A 23,049-nucleotide genomic window follows, 5' to 3' on the forward strand; every position below is an offset into this window, starting at 1 on the left:
TCTTAGGATAACCGGTGATTATGAATTGTCTTTGTTAGGGTTGATTCGCTGAATATTTACCCCGAGGCCACGCAGCTTTTCTTCCACATTTTCATAACCCCGATCAATATGATATATACGATCGATGACACTCTCGCCCTCAGCGGCGGCGGCGGCCATTACAAGAGACATCGAAGCACGCAAATCGGTTGCCATAACAGGAGCCGCGTTAAATGCTTCAACGCCACGGACAATGGCAGTATGCCCATCGATAGTAATATTAGCACCAAGACGACTTAATTCAGGCACATGCATATAGCGATTTTCAAAAATATTTTCGCTTATGGTACTCGTCCCCTCAGCCAAGCAGCATACCGCCATAAGCTGTGCTTGCATGTCGGTTGGGAAGCCTGGATGTGGCTGCGTTCTAATATCTACAGGTTTTGGACGTTCCGTCATTTGCGCACGGATCCAATCGTCCCCTGTGGTAATTGTAGCACCCATCTCTTCAAACTTATGTAGCACGGGCTGTAATAAGCTAGGGTCTGTATTTAATGTCGTTACATCTCCTTGTGTCATTAAAGCGCCTGCTAAATATGAGCCTGTTTCGATGCGATCCGGCAATACCGAATAGTCACAACCTTTAAGGCTTTCAACGCCTTCTATCGTCATCGTTGAGCTACCAATACCCTCTATTTTAGCCCCCATGGCTACCAGCATATTTGCAAGATCTACTACTTCGGGCTCACGCGCGCAGTTCTCCAATACCGTAGTGCCACGTGCCAAAGTTGCCGCGATGATGACGTTTTCAGTACCACCAACGGTCACCATATCAAAGCTAAACTCACAACCAATCAGACGTCCACCTTCAGGCGCTTTGGCTTTCACATAGCCATTTTCGACATCAATTATCGCACCCATTGCTTCAAACGCTTTTAGGTGTTGGTCCACAGGACGCGAGCCTATCGCACATCCCCCTGGTAAAGACACTTCAGCTTCACCGAATCTGGCTAACAAAGGCCCTAGCACTAGGATAGAAGCTCGCATGGTTTTAACCAGTTCATAAGGCGCAAAATAGTTCTCAATAGTGCTGGTATCACAGGTAACTGTATTCCCCTCTTTATTGATCGTAACGCCCATGCCACTTATCAATTTGATTAAAGTGCGCACATCTTGTAATGAAGGGACATTATTCAAGGTGGTTGGGGTTTCTGCCAAAATCATGGCTGCCAATAAGGGTAAAGCGGCATTTTTAGCGCCTGAAATAGTGACTTCACCGGCGATACGGCTGCGGCCTTTAATTAAAAACTGATCCATTGAGTGTGGTCCTAACTGGGATGACGATAAGATAAACATCTGTAATCAGTTATGTTTAAGGCATTACCAATCATCTGTAATGCAATATCTTATCTTATAATGAGCATAAACTTAGACTAACTAAAATTATAAATGCGGTGGATATAAAATACAAAATTAAATCGAATTAACTCTAAAAACGTTATTAAAAACAAGGCTAAGAGATGGCTAAAGTGTATATTATGACATTTCATTTAACAGTCAATATATACCTTAAATCAATGAATTTATTGTCCCGCTTGTTTCGCTTCCCATTCGGCGGGTGTCAATGCTTGAATGTTGAGCGCATGAATGTCACCGCGTGAAATAATATCATTGACTAAAGCATAAACCGCTTGTTGGCGCTGCACCAAACGTTTGCCCTCAAAGCTTGAATCGACAACACGCACATCAAATTTGTTGCCTTGATTGGCTGCTTGAATAAATGCATCTGGGAAATGGGGCTGTAGAAAAGCGATTAAATCGTCAGCGTTCATACTCATTGAATCTACCTATTATTAAATTTTGGGTTGATATTATAATGCATATTATGGTTAGGGTCTGTTAATAGGGGATTATAACAAGGCTTAACAAAATTTGCCTAAAACATTTAAACTCGCAGCTCATTAAGCATAGTTCGACATAACTCATAAATAAACAATAAGTGTTATTAACCTATAGACCCTATTAACTCATACACTCTTTACCAACCAGGTACCTCATCCTTATACATCTCTATATATGGACTACTTGACGCACCATTAGTAGAAGCCCCATTTGATCCTTGCTGGCTTGTATTGCCTTGCGCTGGCGCGCTTTGGGCAGGCGCGCTGGGTATTGTCCCATTCTGAATAGGTGTATTAGGTGTATTAGGTGTATTGAAACTTGGATTTGCTGGGTTGTAAGTTGGATTAGCTGGGTATGACGATGGACTAGGCTGATTATATCCAGCGTTGGATGGATTATACGGCTGGATATTGGGATTAGGCTGACCATAACTGTTTGGTTGTGCGGCAGGGGCAGGCGTTGCTACAGAGTCCGTAATTATATAGCGCTCAAAAGGCGGTTCAAGCCCTTCTTCTTGACTGATGTTATTCTCATCAATTATGGCGCCATTATTGTCTATCAAGTCTGTTAATAATACGAGCTCTTTTATTCCCACAGTACGCTCTACAATATTGATTAAATGACCACGTTGGGTTGGGGTAAGCTTACCCATGACATAAACAACACCGTCATCGGTGATAACATCAATCTGTGAAATACTAAGGACATTACTATTTAATACCTTCGCTGATATTTTTGAAGTTATATAACCGTCATGAACCGTATAACTGGCTCCTTTTTGCGGTCCAACATTCAAATAATCGTAGGTCTGCTTTACATCTGGCATTGATGACACAATCTGCTTAATCTTTTGTTTGGTTTCATTATCTGGAACTTCACCTGTCAGTAATACATTACTATAAAAGCTATCTACACTAAGACGGCTGCGCTGAGATAAAGTATCGTCTAAGGCGTGAATGTTGGCTTTGGCCGTATTTTCAATACTTTTATCCAAAATGCGCTGTGCAATCGTGCGATCTGTAGCGGGAACCCCATACGTCCCTGGTGGTTGATTGGGCTGCAACGTACTACAACCCGATAAGAATGTAGCACTTAACATAAAGCAAAAAGTAGCCTTACTTATATTAATACCCGCGCTTTTATTAGTTGTAGCCTTACTACGCCAACCAGATTTCACCATGATTAATATGTCCTTATGTTTGCTCATACGTCTTTAATTTATTTGCTCATTAAACGCTATTCATTAAAGGCTATTTATTAAAAGTATAATTGAACGCTACTTACATACCCTGTTTTTAAATATTCTGTTTTTGAATACCCTGTTTTTAAATATCCTGTTTTTGAATACCTTGTTTTACATGCCCTATTTTATAGCACTCAATTATTGTAGCTTTAGTTTAACTAGAAACAATAATATTATAAGACACATTACGTAACTATTTAAAAAGTTACCCTTAAACAAATTCCCTTAATCAGTCATCTATTAACAGTTACTTGTAAACAGCCACTTAAAAGCATTCGCCAAGAAAACGTATTGTAATTAAGGTACTCACCAAGCCGATGCCATAAACGCACCTTGTATCCACTCAGGCGAATTCATATCGTGCGCCGCTACTATCCTATCATTTGATAGCTCCTGTTGAGACAACGCATTTTGATTAGAATGCGCTTTAGAATAGGTTGTAGACTCATCATAGGCAACCACATCAAACCGGCATTCAAGATTGGCATATTGCGGATGCTGCTTCAAAAAATAATGTGCCACCTTAATCAGCTTTCTTTGTTTAGCGCGCGTCACACTCATCGCTGCTGTGCCATAAACCGATAATTTACGTTTACGCACCTCAGCAAAGACTAAAATATCCCACGTGCGCCCAGGCTCTATCAATATCAAATCAATTTCACCCACCTTAGGTTGCTGCCAGTTTCTCTCAAGCACGGTAAGACCATGATACTGCAAAAATTCAGAAGCCAGGTGCTCATACCGCCCACCATTTCGCTGCGTGGGAGATTTTAATAAGGATGGGTTTGCAGGCATGATACTCACTTAATAGCATGTAATATGATTTAATATTAACACAACATGCTAAACTGATAGTATCGACCCAGCCTGCAAATCTAACTAGATTACGCAGTTTGTGTCATATTTAACACTTTTCACACAGTTTAGATGTATTAAGGTTTTATATGGTAGCGCACGACGACACTCAAAAGTCCCTAAGTTCGATAGCATCAGCCTCAGCTAATTTATATATCGTCGCCACGCCCATCGGCAACATGAACGACATGACGCTACGCGCTATTGAGACGCTAAAAAAAGTGGATATTATCGCCTGCGAAGACACCCGAACGTCAGGTAAACTGTTATCAAACTTCGGTATAGACACCCAAACTTGGGCATATCATGAGCACAATAGCGAGGTGCAAACCCCAAAAATCATCGAAATGTTGCAAAGCGGTCACCCTGTAGCGCTCATAAGCGACGCAGGCACACCACTGATCAGCGACCCTGGATATCAAATGGTGCAAGCCGCGCATCAAGCCAATATCAATGTGGTGCCTATTGTTGGCGCTTGCGCAGCAATTGGGGCCTTAAGCGTGGCGGGGCTGCCCTCAGATAAATTTAGCTTTGTCGGTTTTTTGCCCGCCAAAACGCACGGACGTGTCAAACAACTAGAACACTACGCCAACCGTACGGAAACCCTAATTTTCTATGAAGCGCCGCATCGTATCGTCGCAAGCCTTAATGACATGGCAAGTATATTTGGCGCTGACCGTCCTGCGACTCTATGCCGAGAATTGACCAAAACCTTTGAAACAGTCAAAAAATCCACGCTAGCACAATTGGCTGATTTTGTAGCCGCAGACAACAATCAACAAAAAGGTGAAATTGTCGTCGTCGTTGGCGGTGAGGTAGGCGGCGACTCAGCCGATGACAATATTCATGACACTTTACTGCTACGCCTGCTTGAGGATTTATCTGTCAAAAAAGCCGCGGCGTTGGCGTCAGATATCACTGGGGTTAAGAAAAATGCGTTGTATAAGCGGTTGCTTGAGTTGCAAGAAGATAAATAAGAATTAATTTTGTAGCCACTCCAGCCATCCGCTATATCTCCCAGCCTAGGCGTGGCGGGGGCACAGTTTGAGAGATTGCTGTTACCTCGACACGCTCTCAAAACCTAGCCCCCGCAACACGCCTAAGCTGGCAGTATACCGCTACTGTCTGGGCTAAATCGGCATCGCATCCCGATCTTTAAGCCAACCATAATACGCCCACAATAACAAACTGGCAGCATTGCGATGCGGCGACCACGGCTGCGATAATGCTTTAAGTTGTTTGGGCGTAGGTCTTGACTCTAGCCCTAATAATACTTGAGCGCCCACCTTAATTGCCAAATCATCCACGGCCAGTACGTCTGCCCTGCCAAGGCTAAACAGTAAATACATCTCTGCTGTCCATTTACCAATTCCTATCACAGCGGTTAAGGTGTTAATCACCTTATCATCCGCTAAAGTTGTTAGCGCCTCATAATCGATATCGTGCGCCACCAATGAGCGAATATAGCGTATTTTTTGACGAGATAGCCCGTTGGCTCGCAAGGTCTCATCATCAGCGTTAGCAATAGCTTGTGGTGAGGTTAACCGGGCACTGTCTAACTTTTGCCAGATGCTACGAGCCGCAGCAACCGACAACTGCTGACCCACCATCGCCCGCATTAACTCGGTAAATCCGCCCGCGTTACGGCGCAAACTAGGCACGCCCACTTGCGCAAATACAGGTGCAAAGCGTGATTCAATCTTGATTAGGGCTCGAATGTGTTGTTCTAACTCATCAAGGTCGTCAATGGTCATGATATCGTCTGATAAAGGGGTAGTAGAATTAGATGAAGATTGATTGTTAGAGGTTGGTTGCATAAAGGGCTACTCCATAAATCGGTAAGATATCTTTATCGCTTATCAGCATCACTTATATCAGCGACATAATTCCCTGCCAGCCGACTCTTATACCTAATACGGTAAGGATAACTAATACCAACTGACGAAAGTGCTGCTGCGATAAATACTGACGCAAGCGGATACCGACAAGCAAACTGGCAATAGAGATAACAGTTAATAGCGCAATGAGTGACCACTCACTACTCGATAACGCCATAATGGGCTCGCGTAATACAATAATTTGAGCCACTTTACCTAACAGATAACACATATTACCTACCTTCGCGATGGTGTTTTTATCATCGGTAATGGAGAGCAGATACATAAGCAAAATGGTCGACATGGCATTGGTTGAGCCACCAATAATACCTGCTACCAACCCTGTGCAAATCAGAACAGGGGTGGTGGCTGGCAATATGATTTTTTTACCTAGCGCATTGCTGATAACATAAAAGGCGATAACTGCTGCCAATAATAATAAAATATAACTGCTATCCACCCACATCAGCAGCTTAACGCCCATCAGACTGCCGAGTAAGCTCATAAGTGCCAGTAGCCAATAGTGCTTGAGGTAATAGGTAATATTACCCCAGACACTGCGCCCGCCTCCGATGATCCATGTCATTAGGTTGAGCGCAAGTGAGGGGAATATAATAAGAATGATGGCATATTGCAGCGGATACATACTTGCCAAAGCGGTGGTCGTAACGAGCGTAACTCCCAATCCGCTAATACCATGTAGTAACGATGCTATGGTAAAGATAAATGTATTTAAAAGCGTTTCAGCTGACATATTAAAACAGCAACTGCATGTGAATATGTCGATTATTAAGATGCAGCTCTTTTAGACTCCGCCCTATAAGTCGCTGATTAGCGAATTGCAAATTTGATGCATGCTGGTTTACTCGCTGTGGTCTAACTACATTATCGGGTTTGATTGAATCTAGAGTTTTCAAACCAATGTCAGGCATAGTCATATTTAACATGGTTACATTCCCTATAACGTTTAGATAAGTAAAGTATTTAGCGTTTAGCAAACCCTTGCTGATTTAGGTAATCCATGACATCTGGGCGCAATGGCTCGCCATAGGTTTTGACCATATGCTGTGTCCAGTCTGAGGCTTTATCCCCTCGCTGCTCATAGTAGGCGCGCACTGTGTCGTTATATTCTTGCAAGGCCTCATCACTGGCTGGGCAGTATTGGTTTTCAGATAATAGCACAGACAAAGGCAAGCGAGGTTTTAACCCCACCTGTTTTGCCTCTGGAGTTGGATGACCCAAACACATACCAAATAGTGGAACCACATGCTTTGGCGCTTTGATCAGTTTACTAGCACGGGTAATATCATTTCGCATACTACCGATATAAACCCCGCCAAGGCCTAATGACTCAGCAGCAGTTAATACATTTTGAGCAAACAAAGCAACATCTACCGCAGCTATTAAAGTGACTTCCATCCAATCGGAATGTGCTTCTGGAACTACTTGGTTGTGACGGTGTGTGTCCATACAAAATACCAAAAACTCTGGCGCTGACTTGACGTAAGTATGTCCAAATTTTTTACCAGACCCTAAGGCCTTTTGATAAGCGTCTTCATCTATATTATTTGAGATTTGAAAGAATTGCTCACGTAGGCTCGGCTCGGTAATACGCACCACACTAACGGCTTGGGAGAAGTTTGATGTAGAGACCGCACGCCCGGCTTCAAGTAAAGTCGTTAGCACCTCAGGTTTGATAGGCTCGTCGGTAAACTGACGCACTGAGCGGTGCTCTAATAATGTTTTAATGGTTGAGTTCATAACGTCGGCTTGGTCGACGGCATTTTGGTTCATCGTATTATGTTGCATCATTGCTGCCCTTAACAATTTACTTATAGTCGTGAGTGTGCCATATAACGCTTTTTTAAACGTTTGCGTTTAAAGAGTTTCACCAATTAGCTGTACCAGCTGTTTTGCAATATTATACTTACTAGCTTTATCTAAGGCTGAAGGTGGCTGCTGGTACTTATCTGCAAAATATACCGTCATGGCGTTTTCATCACTAGCAAACCCTATATCTGAACGAGAGACATCATTACAAGCAATCATATCTAGGTTTTTTGATGCCAATTTGCCACGAGCGTACTTTTCAACATCTTGAGTTTCTGCGGCAAACCCAACGACAAACATATCTGGATGAGCGTGCGAAATAGTCGCTAAGATATCAGGGTTCTTAACCAGCTCTAATGTCATCGTCTCTTGTGTTTTTTTGATTTTTTGCGGCGCTGCATCTCGAGTGCGGTAGTCTGCAACAGCAGCAGTAGCAATAAATATATCACACCCTAACTCTGCTGATTGGGTCGCTGCTTGTAACATATCGTTGGCTGAGAGAACATCGATACGATTGACATTCAGCGGGGTATCTAAGCTTACCTTACCGCCTGCAATCAAGGTCACCTCAGCACCAGCATTCTGACACGCGCGTGCTAACGCAAAGCCCATTTTTCCTGATGAATGATTCGACAAGAATCTTACAGGGTCAATCGCTTCAACGGTGGGCCCTGCCGTTATGGTGACTCGTTTACCTTGTAATGTTTGTGGTACCAAACGTTTGGCTTGGCGGTATAAGATATGCTGTAGCAAAACCTCAGGCTCTGGAAGTCTGCCTGATCCTGTATCGCCACAGGCTTGAATGCCGCTATCAGGTTCAATGACGTCATAACCTAAATCAGCCAAGGTATCTATATTGAGTCTAACTGCTGGATGCGCCCACATTTGTTGATTCATTGCCGGTGCAATTACCACCGGTGCTGCAGTGGCCAAACTTACCGTAGTTAGCAAATCATCCGCCATACCCATTGCTAATCTCGCGAGGGTATTGGCTGAAGCAGGAGCAATAATCATCAAATCCGCCCACTTGGCCAATTCTATGTGTCCCATGCCAGCTTCAGCGGTGGTATCTAACAACTCTGTATGAACCTCATTACCTGTCAAAGCTTGAAAGGTTAGCGGTGTTATAAATTCTTTTGCTCCCTGAGTCATTATTACGCGTACCTCAAAATCTGCTTTTATTAGCAAACGGGCCAGTATGGCCGCTTTATACGCCGCAATACCCCCAGTAATTGCAACAATGATATTTTTTATACTGTTGGTTTGCGTAGTGACCGGAGTGAATATCTGGCTCATAGGGTAAGGATACCTTTTGTTGCAGTTGGTGATAGCTATTGTTGATTATAGTTATTAATAGCAGCTGAGCTAAGATTTTTCGAGTAATTTAGTGAGCTAAAACATAAACGCATATGGTAACAAGTTTAGACGCATTTTGGACAACTTTTTGGCCAGAGATCTTAATAAGTTACTGCTCTCACCTATTATAGTCAGCGAAATACTAAACGGTTACGGTGTTAACTTCGCTCGCCCTACTATGCTATTACTTGCACTCGATTACCTTGTAACCATTTTAGATTTATTTGACTATATTGAAACTTTTTTGCAAATGTTCCAATCAATTTTTGAAGCTAATTAATTTAAAAGCTTAATTTCTGAAAACTTATATACTGAAACTATTTTTTAAATTACAATTATTTAAACGCAATTTAAGCCCATATACTGTTGAGTTTTGATAAACTACGGCCTTAAATTGTATATTATGACTATAAATTAGGGTCTGTTATACATTTCTTTAAACCTCTTTACTCAAGTTACTTATATATGGCAATAAAAGACTGGCATCAGGACGACCAACCGCGCGAAAAGCTACTGAATCATGGTGCAGAAAGTTTGACTGATGCAGAGATACTGGCCATATTTTTACGTACAGGCACCAAACGGCACTCTGCACTTGATCTGGCACGTTGCCTTATTCATGAGTTTGGAGGTATCGCAGAATTACTGGCTGCGCCAAAGCAGACGGTGCTGTCCTGTCATGGTATTGGTAGTGCAAAATATGCCCAATTGCTCGCCAGCTTGGAGATGGGCAAACGCTATTTAAATAGTGAGCTTAAAACGGGCAATCGTTTGAACCGCTCTCAGGTCGTCAAGGATTATGTGACTACGCAGCTACGCCGCGAGAACCAAGAAGTATTTGCAGTATTGTGCTTAGATAATGGCTTGTCATTACTGGATTATAAAGTGCTATTTGTGGGCGGCATTTCATCTTGTTCAGTCTGTATCAAACAAGTACTACGTCATGCGATCGAACATGGCGCCAGTCAGCTTATTGTCGCTCACAATCATCCCAATCAAGACGCGACGCCATCGCAAGCAGACATTCATTTGACTGAAAAGTTAAAACAGGCCTGTGATCTTGTTGATTTAAACTTAGCGGATCACATCATCGTTGGGCGCAATCAAACCTTGTCTTTTGCCGAACAAGGCACTTATCCTTATTAGACAGGACATATCAAACCACTATATTAATCAAATCATATCAAACCACCCTATTAATAAGATCATATTAATCAAATCATATTAAATGGTCTATATTTGGCACATGCCCTAGAATGCTTGCTTTGGCTGAGACTAATTTTTAGCCAATAGTCGTTTTGAATCATTAGCCGTTTAAGGTCGATCATCGTTTTAAGTCAATAGTCGTTTTAAATTAATTATTTAAAGCTTTCTATTTTTACATTTTCTGCTACTTAATTTTGTCTAGACGAACGGTTTCTAAGCTGTCGTTTCAGCCCAGTTGTTCATTCAACTTAAAACACACTTAGATTACATTGTCTTGCCCAAAAACTATTTTATCAAAAACCCACTTTATCAAAAACTTATTTTATAAAAATTAATATAAATAACGGCCAGTTAGAATCAGCTAGAGCTATCAAACTGATAATTTCGTTGATAAAGCGTTAAATCTTCATACTTTGTACTATAAAACAATAAATTTTTACGCTAAATTTGTTATAAATAGTATATAAGCTTAAATTAAGCTCTCGTTATTGCTTTATTTGTGTGACGTGCTTACTTTGGCATATTTAAAATACTTTTGATTTAAACACTTTATTTTGGTTTTATGACTATGATCGCATTCTCTTTTGTTGGCTTACTGATACTTGCAATATTAATGCAGCTTCTTGCACTATTGCTGGTGTTTTTAATGGGACTTAGTCGAACAGTTGGCGCCGCGCTTCTTATCTTAGTTGCCATCGCTGCTGCATTTATAAACCCTTGGTCATTAGTACTGGGCATTCCAATAATTTTGATCTGTTTAATTCTATTCATTCCGTTCCTAAGAAAATCCTTAATAAGTAAGCCTGTCTATAATACGTTAAGCAAAGCCATGCCAAGCATGAGCGATACCGAGCGCGAAGCCTTGGATGCGGGCACGAGCTGGTGGGAAAAAGAGCTATTTATGGGGGCGCCAAATTGGGAAACCTTCTCAAGCTACCCTTTTCCCACGCTATCTGATAAAGAACAATCGTTTTTGGATAATGAGACCGAAACGCTATGCTCAATGCTCGATGAGTGGCAAATTCATCATCATGAAAAAGACTTACCGCCACACGTTTGGCAATTTATTAAAGATAATGGGTTTTTGGGATTAATTATTCCTGAAAGTTACGGAGGTCGTGAATTTAGCTCCTATGCACAAAGCCGAGTTATGAGCAAAATCGGCTCACGTAGTTTGACCGCAGCGGTGAGCTGTATGGTTCCAAACTCGCTTGGACCGGGTGAATTACTCATGCATTACGGTAGTGAGGAGCAAAAACAGCGCTGGTTACCCGGGCTTGCCAATGGTACTGAAATCCCCTGTTTTGGCTTAACGGGACCTGAAGCAGGATCTGATGCAGGCGCTATACCTGATACTGGCGTTATTTGCTATGGACAGTATCAAGGTGAAGAAGTACTTGGCTTAAACATGAATTTCTCCAAGCGCTGGATTACACTTGCCCCCATAGCAACAGTGGTCGGACTGGCCTTTAAGCTTCACGATCCAAAGGGGCTGTTAGGGGATAAAAACAAAACGGACTATGGTATTACGTGCGCCCTTATTCCAGCAGATTATGAAGGGGTAGAGGTTGGTCCACGTCATAACCCTGGCTCACCCTTTATGAATGGTACCGTCGTTGGTAAAGATGTTTTTATACCCCTCGATTTTATTATTGGTGGTATTGAAAATGCAGGGCGCGGCTGGCGTATGCTTATGGAGTGTTTAGGGGTGGGTCGCGGTATCTCATTGCCTGCTTTATCTACTGCAGCTGGTGAAATGGGCTATTTAAATGTCGGTGCATTTTCTAAAATTCGTGAGCAGTTTAAAATTTCTGTGGGCAAATTTGAAGGCGTACAAGAAGCCAGTAGCGACATCGCAAGCAAAACCTATATGCTCGAAGCATTTCGTCATTTGGTAACATGTGGTCTTAACCAAGGCGGCACGCCCTCAGTTATGACAGCAATGGCGAAGTATTATGCGACTGAAACCATGCGTGATTTGGTTAATCATGGTATGGACATTGTGGGTGGACGAGCCATTCAGTTAGGGCCACGTAACTTTTTAGCCTTGCCATATCAAGCTATTCCAGTTTCTATCACGGTTGAAGGCGCGAATATTTTAACCCGTTCGCTCATGATATTTGGGCAAGGCGCTATGCGCTGCCATCCTTATCTGTTTGATGAGCTACAAATGCTTCAAAGCGATGATAAACAGCAAGCGCTAAAAGATTTCGACAACATGTTTTTTAAACACTTAGGATATACCTTCAATCGCGGCGCTAAGTCGTTTATTGCCGGTTACTTTGGGGGTAGTAGTAAAGCGCCTGACTTTGCAGACAGCTTTACACGCCCTTACTACAAGACCATTAACCGCTTGAGTGCAAACTTTGCCTTAACGGCAGATATGGCCTTAGGTATCTTGGCGGGTGATATAAAACGTAAAGAGATGCTCTCTGGTCGCTTAGCTGACATTCATGCCCATTTGTTTATTATGACGGCCATTTTGCAGTTTTACGCGCATGGCACTCAGTCTGAATCTGAAAAAAAGCATGCTCAATTGGCGCTTGAAAATTCTTTAAACACTATCCAAGATGCCTTTTTTGAGTTTTATGCCAACTTTCCAAACCGTATGGCGGCAGGACTAGTTAAGTTTGTTTGCTTCCCTGGTGGCAGGTTTGTTGATAAACCTAGTGATGAATTAAGACGCCTCGTGGGTGATCTGATAATGCAGGATGGCGCAGACAACCCATTTCGTGATCAGCTTAAAAAGTTTGTTTATTATACGACCGATCCTGAAGACACCACGGGCCGTTTAGAAAATGCGTATCAAATGCTGCTCAAAGTAGAACCTTTATGGCAAAACTTCAAAAAAGCTGAACACAAAGGTAAGTTCATGGGGTTAACCTTTGAGGATCACGTATTAACCGCGCTTAGGGATGGTAATATCACAAGTGAAGAATCAGAACAGCTGATTGAGTATAACGCCGTTCGTTTTGATGCTTTATTAACAGACACCTTTGATGAGCATTTAGAATATGCACAGCCGCGTGAAAATTCGCACACGTTAGAAAATGCGGCTGAGAATCTAACGCCTTATGTCATCGAAGCCATTGCAAACCCGAAGAGTGCGTCTCATTCTGATTCAATTGCTAAAGATCTTGATAAAGATGCTCAAGCCATTGATAATTACGATGCACAAGAGGGTATACGAAATAATTTAGACATAGAGGAACATACTGGCGATGAGAATCGCGCACATGGGTACGAGCAAGATGGCGATGTTACCATGGCCGATGAACAAAATACGATTCAAAAAAACGTTGATCAAACAGATTTCAATGATGCCCATCCAGATGTCGAAGCTTTAGATCCTAGAATTCGTGATGCGGAGATGACCCTTGAGCAGCGTATGGCTCGAAATCATCAACGGGAAGCTGAGTCTCGTTTAAACGCTCACAACCAATCAAATTCATCCAAGCGACACGATGATTAACTGCATCGTAGTGATGTTCATATGACTAGTAACTTTGTGACCATATTGGGATTGATAGCTTGTCTTAGATTAAGGTCACTCTATCTAAGGTTAGGCGTTTAGTTAACCCTAAAACTCATTAAGATTTAAACCAGCCGTACCTAGATGGTACGGTTTTAACTATTTATTAGATAATAATTAGACGATTATTAGCTATTTTTTAGCTTTTAAGGCTTTATGCTTCATTCTTCGATCTTAACTATTTATCAGTCACGTCACATTTTTCTATGCTAAAACCTTCTTCGAAAAAAGTCTCACCTGCCAAATCGTCTTCACGTGCTAATCCCATTTTTAGGATGATTAAATGGGTGTTTAAATTAGTATCTTTAATGGTACTGGCAGGGGCTTTAGTTGTGGTTATTCCTAGTCATTATTATGCCGCTTATATTCCTGAGCCATTTTTAGATTATTTGTCAGATAATTTTATCGACAAAGCAGCTGATAAACTACCCAAAAGTGTGACAAACGAACTTGAATCAACTGTAAGCCGAATCAATTACTCTATCAATTATACAAAACTTCTAAGGCGAGAGCCGCCATCGGTAAATAGTTTACCGAATCCTGTAGCGGGCGCTCATTTGACAGATACATGGGGGGCTGCACGTAGTAATGGGCGATCGCATCAAGGGATAGATATATTTGCGGAGCGGCATACGCCCATTATGAGCACCACTCAGGGCATTGTGCTTAAAGTAGGAACGAATACCCTAGGCGGCAATATTGTTTCTATTACTGGTCCCGGGGGTGTCGGTCATTATTACGCACACCTTGAGGATTATGGAGACATTAAGGTAGGTGACTGGGTAGAGGCTGGAGATATCATAGGTTATGTTGGCGATAGTGGTAATGCCAAAGGCACCCCGCCCCATCTTCATTATGGAGTATACACTGCATCAGGTGCTGTAAACCCTTACCCTCTATTGCAGAAATAACGGTAAGCACAAATAGCGGTAGGCAAAATTTAAGACGCAACCACTGTACGTCTTAGGATTAAGCCCTTAATTACTGATTTTGATTCTCTACGGGCGGCGCATCTCGTCCTAACGTGGATAAGTAGGCAATGATATCTTTTCGGATTTGCGCATCAGGAATTGGATCAGAAAGCATACGCGTATCAGGAAGCACAGCTTCAGGGTCAGCAATATAAGGGTCTAAAGTTTCAAAATCCCAGATCCAATTTGCATTGTCCATGACATCACTATAATTATAATCATCCAATACACCAGAGGGCGAATGATAAACCCCAACGAGTTGCGGGCCTTTTTTGTTGCTGCCTGGACGCAGTGTGTGACATTGTTCACAGTATTCTTCGTACAGCTCTTTACCTCTATCTGCATCACCTCCTTCATAAATAGGCGCTGTCACCTGCGCTCGGTGATCTGGCGGTGTTGGTGTACAGCCAAACATTGTCAGAATGGCTATACCTACAGACAACCTGCTAAGGTTTGTAGGAAGCGGGGTTTTAAAGCTCAGCCTTATAAAGCAGAGGCTTTTAAAGCAAAAAGGATTATTAAGTAGCTGATTGGATTTTTTAGAGTGTTCATTTAATTTCAAAACACATTTTTTGGCAATTAAACTATGAAAACGTAAAGACATTTTACACTCACTATTCTATATTTATGAAATGATGGTTTGATACAAGCTATCTATAATTATTAGGGCGTGTCTTCAATTGGATTATGTGGCTAAAGGTGAGATAGATTTTTGTCAAACAAGGATAATTTCGCAAATAATATAGATATATTAGCTAGAAATTAGACACAGTTTGGCTAAAATATAGCCATCTTTTAGCCCATAAATCTTAAAGTTCCAAATGAAGACACGCCCTAGTTTAAAGTCTAGCAATATCCGGTTAATCCTTCGATTGAAATTGATACACATCTACAGGGGTTTTGAAGGGCTTATTAGGTAGCTCTTGCACCAATTTAGGAACCAGATAGCCTGGAAGCTTGGCCAACATTTGCCAGTACAAAGCGACGGCTTTTTGTTGGTGCATATCAAAGTGGGCAGCGCCTTCTACTTTATCAAGCAAATGTAGATAATATGGCAATATGCCGACTTCAAATAAACGCTCGCTTAGTGCGACTTGATCCGCTACGGTATCATTAATATTATTAAGTAGCACCGCCTGATTCAAAAGCGTAATACCACTGGCCTTAGCCTGCATCAAATAGTGTGCCGTATGATTATCTATTTCGTTGGCATGGTTGGTATGTACGACCATAACTATATGGCAACAGCTTGATTGCAATCGTTTTAGCAACTCATTATCTAACCGCTCTGGTATGACGATGGGCAATCGTGTATGCAAGCGAATGGTGGTGATTTGCGGCAAATCTTCGAGTGCTTCTAACCATAAGAACAAGCGGCGATTGGTCACACTTAGAGGGTCACCCCCACTCAATATGACCTCATTAACCTCAGGATGTTGACGAATATATTGCTTTATAACTACTAACTGTTCGGTTTTAGGTATGTTGGCTTGATAGTCAAAATGCTGTCTAAAGCAGTAGCGACAATGTATCGCACAGGCCCCCGTAACGGTCACTAAAATACGTGATTGGTATTTATGTAGTAAACCTTGAATAGGGTTCATCTCATTTTCTGCAAGCGGATCTGTCACAAATCCAGTTATCTTTGTTAATTCGCGAGGATCTGGCAAAACTTGACGTAATAAGGGATCGTTTATATTGCCAAGCTGCATTTTTTTGACAAAATCTCTTGGTACTCTTAGTTTAAATGCATGGGGTAATTCCCAGCTACTTGGCATATCAGGGCTTTGCATCATTTCAGAGTTACTGGTTATCTCAGAGCTATCCGACAGTAAAGAACGATACGGCCCATAAAGCTCATTTTTGTATTCGCTCAAATTTAGCAGCGACAATAGAGTATCGACGTCAGTAATTACATCCGCTAACTTAGCTTGCCAAGTGCTTTTTTCTGCGTTTGGGGCGGATCCCCATTGTTTTACACTGATTGCATGCTTGATATCACTAGTGTTTGCGGTGTAAATCGGTATTTTCAGGTTTGTTTGTTTGTTCAAATGGTTTATCATGGAGCGTATTATAAATGATTATGAGTTATAAATTTAATTAGTATCAGGAGCAATATTGTGGCAAGTTTTTCAACCAACGAATTTAAAGCTGGCCTAAAGGTTATGTATGACGGCCACCCTTGTGCAATCATTGAAAATGAATTTGTAAAACCAGGTAAAGGTCAGGCATTCAACCGTGTCAAACTGCGTAACTTGCGTACCGGTAAAGTTTTGGAACAAACCTTCAAATCAGGTGAAAGTCTAGAAGCGGCAGACGTTGTAGATACCGAAATGAACTATTTATACAATGATGGTGAGTTTTGGCATTTTATGCACCCAGAAACCTATGAGCAGCTTCAGGCAGATGCTACTGCAATGGAAGATGCGAAGCAATGGTTAAAAGAAAACGGTAACGATTTATGTACCATCACTTTGTTCAATGGTGTGCCGTTGTCTGTTACCGCTCCAAACTTTGTTGAGCTTGAAATAGTAGAGACAGATCCAGGTGTGCGCGGTGATACATCTGGCGGGGGCGGCAAGCCTGCCACGCTTGAAACAGGCGCCACCGTTCGCGTGCCTTTATTTGTTCAGCAAAACGAAGTGGTTCGCGTAGATACTCGTACAGGGGATTACCAAACTCGGGTTCAGTAGGCTTAAAACTCATTGATAAGTTAATGATGTCAGGTTTTAAAATTTAAAGCCGTAATTGATGGTCAGATTCTAAAACTGGTACTGGTTAAGGGTAGTCAATATTACTACCATGAAATCACAGTATATGAATCTGACTTTTTTATGCGCAAGCCATCTCTAATGTTTAAACTGCATTGATTATCAGTTCTTCTACTATGATTAACAGCTTCTCTTAATCGCTTAAATTTATTTAATTATCACCCTTTTATATTGAAGATTATTAATTATGTCCTATCCTCTTTTATTACTTATTGTCAGTATGTTGGTTATCGTGCCAACGGCGTTTGTTGTTAGAAAAAAGTCGTCACAGAATTTGCTAGCGAATAAGAATAAGGGGCAACAACATATCGGATATAAAGGCAGCTCTGGACAGCCTACGAAAGCAACTGCCCAGCAACTACAAATTGCAGAGACTATTGATCGTTATCGTAGACATCCTTCATTACCCATCAGTTTTAGACAATTACTGGGTAAAATTCATGCACAATATGTAACTTTAAATAGTGTAAATTTAGCACCTGACCAGCGTTTCACTATGGATAAACTAGCCAGCACCCGCCTTCCTGAAATATTAGACGACTATCTAAAACTAGAGATCGATTACGCTGAAAACACCATTATTGATAGTGAACATGACCTTACGAGTAAAGACGTTACCTATGGTCAACTCTCATCTATGCTAGATTTTATGGTGCGTTCTCAAAACGATGGACAAGCACAAGTTGCGAGCAACATTTTAGCCAATCGTAATTATTTACAAACCGTATATGGTGAATTCCATCAAGGCGAAGATGCAGGCCCTGGTCAACAAACCATAAAAGCACCAGAACATTCACAAAGTAGTGAATTAGACCAACCTACTGAACAATCTCTACTTGAGCGCGGCAAAGATTATTTGCAAGACTGCGATAATGCAGTCAATTTGACCCCTTCGGCACATCAATTTTCAAGCTTGCAACCCAACTTGACGTCCAATTCTATCTCCCATTCTCTGTCAAATGATTCTAGCGACGATTCAAATGATAATGCTCAGACCGATCGAATAGCTCAAACCGCTCAGAAAGCGGACAGCCATTTAGCCCTTAGTCAATATACCTCAGCTTTGGGAGAGTCGATCATCAAGCAGCTTGGTACGCTAACGCTAACTGCTGAACAAACCAAGACGTATAGCGATGCGCTTTTAAGCGATCCTTTGACATTAAGCTCATTTAACGACATTCTTACCAGAGCCCTCCCTGACCTGCTTCGTGCCAGTCTAAATGATCAGATTTTGCAACCATCTAAAGCAGCTAAAGATGGTGAAACCCAAGCACATATTGAGTTATCAGAAAGCCAGCAACAACTCTTAACGCAAAAAATATCACGTGTTCAACAACTGCTTAACGACTGCTTAATCCGATTAAAACGCACTGCGAAACAGCAATATGAAACTGGGACTATCCCATCCGATACGTTACAGTCGCTACACACCACCTTAAAAAGCAAAGTTTCACAAGCTCAGTACTTACTCGATAATGGCTTTTTTAAACTTTGAAGGCTTTTTACTGGCTGTCACTTTTATTTATTAACGTGGATTAAATACAACATTGAGGTATAGTCAGCTAAATACTAAACGGTTACGGTGTTAACCTCGCTTGCCCTACTATAGTAGTACTTGCACTCGGTTGCCTTATAACCATTTTAGATTTCTTTGACTATAGTAAGCAATATTATTTATAGCTTTTATAAGAAATTAATAGCTTTTATAAACAGGTAAGCTCATGGCACATTATCAAAACATCGTCACTCTACCAGCAAAAGCGCGTGGTATTTATATCATTACCAATATCATTGAGCGCACTATAAGTGATTTGCTACCAAATGAAGCAGAAGTTGGCATGGTACATTTATTCTTACAGCATACCTCTGCAAGTCTATCTATAAATGAGAATGCGGATCCTGATGTTCGTATGGATACAGAAGACTGGTTAAATAAAATAGCGCCTAGTGATCAGCCCGAATACCGCCACACACTTGAAGGCTCTGATGACCTACCGGCTCACTTTAAGAGTATGATGTTCGGGGTAAGCCTATCGATACCGCTAATAAACGGCAAATTAGGCTTGGGAATGTGGCAAGGGGTGTATTTGTGTGAGCATAGAAATCATGCCAATGGAAGACGTTTGGTGATTACCGTACAGGCATAAGTTATTGATACAGTGCCGTACTATGATTTATTAAATAAATCAATAATCCAGCTACCAATCGTCCATATAACCACTCCAATAAGCACTAAAAATATAACGCCAAGAATATCTGGAATATGTAAATATATCCATGCGACAACTGGATTTCGCCAAAACTTAGAATGTTGCTGTTTGGCTTGCAGGGATTCGTGCATAAACGGTCTGTCGATGTGCGAGGTCTCTTTGATACCGTATTCATCCTGAATATGATCTCGAACTATTTCAAGAGTTCTGCGGCTTGGGCGGATAAATATATCCATGAGTGTGCCCACGCCAGGCACGATACCCACCACTAAGTCTACCAATGCAAGTCTAACAGCCGGAGTCAGCTTATTGACTGGCACTCCCATCTTAATGCCCAAGATAAAGGCATATCCTGTCAAGACCAATCCTGCCACATCGCCTACAACTGGCACAGTCGACAAGGCAGCATCTGCACCGACGCCTTGCTTAGTAAAAGGGATGCGCACTGCGGAGTCCATAGTATTGGCAAACTTGGCTAAGCCACGCTCCATCTCAATAATCTGCCCCCGTGTGAGACCTTTACTCTTTAATATGGCATCAAAGTCTTTATTATCCAGCTGGGTATGACGTGTGTGTTTTACCATTTATATGACATCCGCTTTTTCTTTAGCCGCTCAAATCTTGGCCACTCAAATCTTGGCCACTTTATTCTTTGTTTGTTCTAAACGCTAACTGCTATAAGTATTAACTGCTGTATAATCCGAACCCCTAAATTAACTACCTTTATTCAAAACCAAGTTACCCAAATATAGCTCACCGCTATCAATAAAAATAAGTATCTACCCACCCATATATTAGCCAAAAACGCTCTAAAACAAGCCGCTGGCTCTCTTGTGGCACACGCTTTGTTTTGTTGACCAAACATGATTGCGACCACGCCTAATGCAAATATAGGTAGAAGACCAAGAACAGTATCTACAAAGTAGTGATACAGCACCACGCCCATGAGCAATAAAAACAGGGTTTGCAATACCGAAATGATCAACACATCGTATTTGCCAAATAGAATAGCGGTGGACTTAACCCCAATTTTTAAATCGTCCTTCCGATCTGCCATGGCATATTGCGTATCATAAGCGACAGTCCAGCACATATAAGCTACAAACAATATCCATGCCCAACCGTCTGGCTTTCCTTGAATGGCCACATACGCCATAGGTATCGCCCAACCAAATGCCGCCGCTAAAAACACTTGCGGCAAATGGGTAAAGCGCTTCATAAAGGGGTAAATAAACGCTAACACTACAGCGCCTAAAGACCAATAAAACACCTCTATAGGCAAACAAAATAACAAACTTGCACTAAGTAATGTCAATATAACAAAAGCCCCAATGGCTTCAGTGCCAGACAACCTTCCTTCTGCTAACGGGCGTCCTTTTGTTCTCTCAACCGCACCATCGACTTTTCGATCGGCAAAGTCGTTAATAGCACAGCCTGCTGCTCGCATAAGAATAGCCCCTAATGCGAATATAAAAAAGACTTTTAGGGTGTACCAATCTATAGGTGCCGTTATAGACGAATCGATTGCAGCGCTATCATGATTTATCGCTGAAGCACCTAACGCTGCAAGTAGAACCGCCCACAACGTTGGCCATAGCAATAACTCGATACCGACAGGCTTGTCGAACCGCGTCAGCTGAATATAAGCCTGCAACTTTTGTTTCAATGCAGATTGAGGTTTAGTCATATAATTAGTAGTGCTTATATTAGTTGTGCTTGTATTAGTAGTGCTTATAACTAGAAAAGCTTTTTGAGTCATACTCGGATAAGTTTATACCGAGTCAACTAAAGTCAGCTTATAGCTGATAGTGTTCTAGTAGACCTATTTAAATGGTTTTTTTAAAGGCTAACATCTGATGGCAAGATAGACTGCATATCCTTTGGTAGCGGTGCACGTATAGCCTCACTATATTCAGGTATATTAAGCTGCCAAGCATGTAAACATAAGCGTCTCACACCTGTCGTGTCTTGCTCATTATATTTATCATCACCTAATATGGGATGACCAATATAAGCCAAATGCACCCTGATTTGGTGTGTTCTACCTGTTAATGGCTTAGCTTCAATGAGACTCACTGGTTGACCGTTAATTTCAAATCTAGCTAAGACATGACATATCGTCTGGCTCGGTTTTGCATCTTTATCAGTAGTATCCACCTTAACTCGGCGCTCTCCACTTTGTAACTTATATCTAAGCAGTGGGGCATCAATATTAACGTCATTAAGCGCGGGCTGACCTTTTACGATACATAGATAATGTTTTTGAATCGTCTTTTCACGCAAATGATTTTGTAAAAGCTTTAAGGTAGAGCGTTTTTTTGAAATCATCAAAAGCCCGGAGGTGTCTTTATCAATACGATGAATCAATTCAAGATATTTCTTACCCGTCACCTCTCGCAGCGCTTCAATAACGCCAAAATCCACACCACTTCCCCCATGTACTGCCATACCTGACGGCTTATCAAGTATTAATAGCCCCGCATCTTCATAAACCACCCGATCAAGCAGACTGTTTGCAAATTCTTTACTGATGACAGGCTTTTCACGCGTAGCAAGTTTGACTGGCGCAATACGTACCACATCACCACGTTCGAGATTGTCATAGGGTTTGCAGCGTTTGTTATTCACCCGCACTTCATCTGAACGAATCATTTTATAGATATGAGCGCGCGGCATGCCTTTAAGACGGGCCAATAAGAAATTATCGATGCGTTGTCCATGCTGATTACGAGTAACTTCCAAATGATTGACTTGGCCAAAGTCTTCGATATCCTCATCAGCACTTTGGGGACGAGCACGGGTTGAGTTACGGCGCGTCGTCAGTTGTTCAGCGTCTACATTGGTCTCTACAACTGCCCCAACACTAGCCCCCACACTGGACAATAGGCCTTCCATATCTCGCTCTAAAGTGGCGTCTTTGGTAGGGTTTTGATATGTATTTTTATTAGGGTTACGATTAGATTTTGACATATTTTGTTAGGTATTTTGCAAAAGATTTGGTATAGTCTAACACGTTGACTTTATATCCCGTGTATTGATATATGCAAAAGCTCGATTTGAGTGTGCTATTACTTTACTGGGTTCTTAAGTACATCGTATAAGACACCTACTTTTAAGGCGTCTTATATTGATTAAAAATTATTAAAGTCAGCCCACAACGTTATTTTTATAAACTCTGTACGGGTAAAGTGGCTCAAGCAGCTTACAACTGCCGTTGTCAATACGACTTATTTGGCACCACTACCCTTTTAAAATTAACATGAACACAATGTTTTAATGTTTTTGGGATTTATTAGCCTTGGATATTGGTTATTAAC

Annotated in this window: 21 protein-coding genes; 7 read left to right on the forward strand and 14 right to left on the reverse strand. The window is 41.6% G+C overall.

All coding sequences use genetic code 11. From position 1 onward, the window contains the following. Nucleotides 1–18 precede the first annotated feature (18 nt). The 4 genes from murA to AC2SLP_RS00325 all read right to left on the reverse strand — a co-directional run bounded on the left by murA (nt 19) and on the right by AC2SLP_RS00325 (nt 3,919). On the reverse strand, nt 19–1,296 hold the full coding sequence (gene murA, locus AC2SLP_RS00310; protein WP_486534563.1) for a UDP-N-acetylglucosamine 1-carboxyvinyltransferase: 1,278 nt from the start codon (nt 1,294–1,296) through the stop codon (nt 19–21). 266 nt (nt 1,297–1,562) lie between these two features. After that, nucleotides 1,563–1,817, reverse strand: coding sequence for a BolA family protein (locus AC2SLP_RS00315; RefSeq protein ID WP_486534564.1), 255 nt, complete (start codon nt 1,815–1,817; stop codon nt 1,563–1,565). A 200-nt stretch (nt 1,818–2,017) separates the two neighbouring features. Continuing rightward, the gene (locus tag AC2SLP_RS00320; protein ID WP_486534565.1) at nt 2,018–3,061 is read right to left on the reverse strand and encodes a BON domain-containing protein; all 1,044 of its coding nucleotides are present in this window, start codon (nt 3,059–3,061) and stop codon (nt 2,018–2,020) included. Between the two features lie 369 nt (nt 3,062–3,430). Then, a complete protein-coding gene (locus AC2SLP_RS00325) occupies nt 3,431–3,919 on the reverse strand; it encodes a YraN family protein (RefSeq protein ID WP_486534566.1) in 489 nt (162 codons plus the stop codon). Between the two features lie 149 nt (nt 3,920–4,068). Here AC2SLP_RS00325 and rsmI point away from each other — a divergent pair, with 149 nt between their 5' ends. Beyond that, nucleotides 4,069–4,956 (forward strand): 16S rRNA (cytidine(1402)-2'-O)-methyltransferase, encoded by an 888-nt coding sequence (gene rsmI / locus AC2SLP_RS00330; RefSeq protein ID WP_486534567.1) that lies wholly within the window; start codon nt 4,069–4,071, stop codon nt 4,954–4,956. A gap of 153 nt (nt 4,957–5,109) precedes the next feature. Here the strand turns inward: rsmI and AC2SLP_RS00335 are convergent, their stop codons facing one another. The 5 genes from AC2SLP_RS00335 to coaBC form a co-directional block, all read right to left on the reverse strand. Next, on the reverse strand, nt 5,110–5,796 hold the full coding sequence (locus AC2SLP_RS00335) for a DNA-3-methyladenine glycosylase family protein (protein WP_486534568.1): 687 nt from the start codon (nt 5,794–5,796) through the stop codon (nt 5,110–5,112). A 52-nt stretch (nt 5,797–5,848) separates the two neighbouring features. After that, nucleotides 5,849–6,610, reverse strand: a complete 762-nt coding sequence (locus tag AC2SLP_RS00340) for a sulfite exporter TauE/SafE family protein (protein ID WP_486534569.1) — start codon at nt 6,608–6,610, stop codon at nt 5,849–5,851. Between the two features lies 1 nt (nt 6,611). Then, nucleotides 6,612–6,803 carry a hypothetical protein gene (locus AC2SLP_RS00345; RefSeq protein ID WP_486534570.1) on the reverse strand — a complete coding sequence of 64 codons (192 nt, stop codon included), beginning with the start codon at nt 6,801–6,803 and terminating at the stop codon, nt 6,612–6,614. 37 nt (nt 6,804–6,840) lie between these two features. Next, nucleotides 6,841–7,668, reverse strand: a complete 828-nt coding sequence (nfsA, locus tag AC2SLP_RS00350) for an oxygen-insensitive NADPH nitroreductase (protein ID WP_486534571.1) — start codon at nt 7,666–7,668, stop codon at nt 6,841–6,843. A gap of 66 nt (nt 7,669–7,734) precedes the next feature. Further along, the gene (coaBC, locus tag AC2SLP_RS00355; protein WP_486534572.1) at nt 7,735–8,982 is read right to left on the reverse strand and encodes a bifunctional phosphopantothenoylcysteine decarboxylase/phosphopantothenate--cysteine ligase CoaBC; all 1,248 of its coding nucleotides are present in this window, start codon (nt 8,980–8,982) and stop codon (nt 7,735–7,737) included. Between the two features lie 525 nt (nt 8,983–9,507). Between coaBC and radC the strand changes: the two genes are divergently transcribed. The 3 genes from radC to AC2SLP_RS00370 all read left to right on the forward strand — a co-directional run bounded on the left by radC (nt 9,508) and on the right by AC2SLP_RS00370 (nt 14,691). Then, nucleotides 9,508–10,188, forward strand: coding sequence for a RadC family protein (gene radC, locus AC2SLP_RS00360; protein WP_486534573.1), 681 nt, complete (start codon nt 9,508–9,510; stop codon nt 10,186–10,188). A 628-nt stretch (nt 10,189–10,816) separates the two neighbouring features. Continuing rightward, a complete protein-coding gene (locus AC2SLP_RS00365) occupies nt 10,817–13,720 on the forward strand; it encodes an acyl-CoA dehydrogenase (RefSeq protein ID WP_486534574.1) in 2,904 nt (967 codons plus the stop codon). 368 nt (nt 13,721–14,088) lie between these two features. Beyond that, nucleotides 14,089–14,691, forward strand: coding sequence for a M23 family metallopeptidase (locus AC2SLP_RS00370; protein WP_486534812.1), 603 nt, complete (start codon nt 14,089–14,091; stop codon nt 14,689–14,691). 70 nt (nt 14,692–14,761) lie between these two features. Here the strand turns inward: AC2SLP_RS00370 and AC2SLP_RS00375 are convergent, their stop codons facing one another. Both AC2SLP_RS00375 and epmB read right to left on the reverse strand, forming a co-directional pair. Next, nucleotides 14,762–15,355, reverse strand: coding sequence for a c-type cytochrome (locus AC2SLP_RS00375; RefSeq protein ID WP_486534576.1), 594 nt, complete (start codon nt 15,353–15,355; stop codon nt 14,762–14,764). Between the two features lie 256 nt (nt 15,356–15,611). After that, nucleotides 15,612–16,814, reverse strand: coding sequence for an EF-P beta-lysylation protein EpmB (epmB, locus tag AC2SLP_RS00380; RefSeq protein WP_486534578.1), 1,203 nt, complete (start codon nt 16,812–16,814; stop codon nt 15,612–15,614). A 57-nt stretch (nt 16,815–16,871) separates the two neighbouring features. Here epmB and efp point away from each other — a divergent pair, with 57 nt between their 5' ends. The 3 genes from efp (at nt 16,872) to AC2SLP_RS00395 (ending at nt 19,669) form a co-directional block, all read left to right on the forward strand. Then, the gene (gene efp / locus AC2SLP_RS00385; RefSeq protein WP_486534580.1) at nt 16,872–17,444 is read left to right on the forward strand and encodes an elongation factor P; all 573 of its coding nucleotides are present in this window, start codon (nt 16,872–16,874) and stop codon (nt 17,442–17,444) included. A gap of 265 nt (nt 17,445–17,709) precedes the next feature. Continuing rightward, nucleotides 17,710–19,017: a hypothetical protein gene (locus AC2SLP_RS00390; protein ID WP_486534582.1), complete on the forward strand. Its 1,308-nt coding sequence runs from the start codon at nt 17,710–17,712 to the stop codon at nt 19,015–19,017. 226 nt (nt 19,018–19,243) lie between these two features. Then, nucleotides 19,244–19,669, forward strand: a complete 426-nt coding sequence (locus tag AC2SLP_RS00395; protein WP_486534584.1) for a secondary thiamine-phosphate synthase enzyme YjbQ — start codon at nt 19,244–19,246, stop codon at nt 19,667–19,669. A gap of 20 nt (nt 19,670–19,689) precedes the next feature. Here the strand turns inward: AC2SLP_RS00395 and AC2SLP_RS00400 are convergent, their stop codons facing one another. The 3 genes from AC2SLP_RS00400 to AC2SLP_RS00410 all read right to left on the reverse strand — a co-directional run bounded on the left by AC2SLP_RS00400 (nt 19,690) and on the right by AC2SLP_RS00410 (nt 22,702). Then, complete coding sequence (locus tag AC2SLP_RS00400) at nt 19,690–20,316, reverse strand: DUF4112 domain-containing protein (RefSeq protein WP_486534586.1); 627 nt, start codon at nt 20,314–20,316, stop codon at nt 19,690–19,692. Nucleotides 20,317–20,459: 143 nt separating this feature from the next. Further along, entirely contained in the window at nt 20,460–21,419 is a 960-nt protein-coding gene (ubiA, locus tag AC2SLP_RS00405) for a 4-hydroxybenzoate octaprenyltransferase (RefSeq protein ID WP_486534588.1), read from the reverse strand. Nucleotides 21,420–21,571: 152 nt separating this feature from the next. Next, nucleotides 21,572–22,702, reverse strand: coding sequence for an RluA family pseudouridine synthase (locus AC2SLP_RS00410; RefSeq protein ID WP_486534590.1), 1,131 nt, complete (start codon nt 22,700–22,702; stop codon nt 21,572–21,574). Between the last annotated feature and the right edge of the window lie 347 nt (nt 22,703–23,049).

It is taken from the genome of Psychrobacter sp. CX21, from assembly GCF_057396255.1.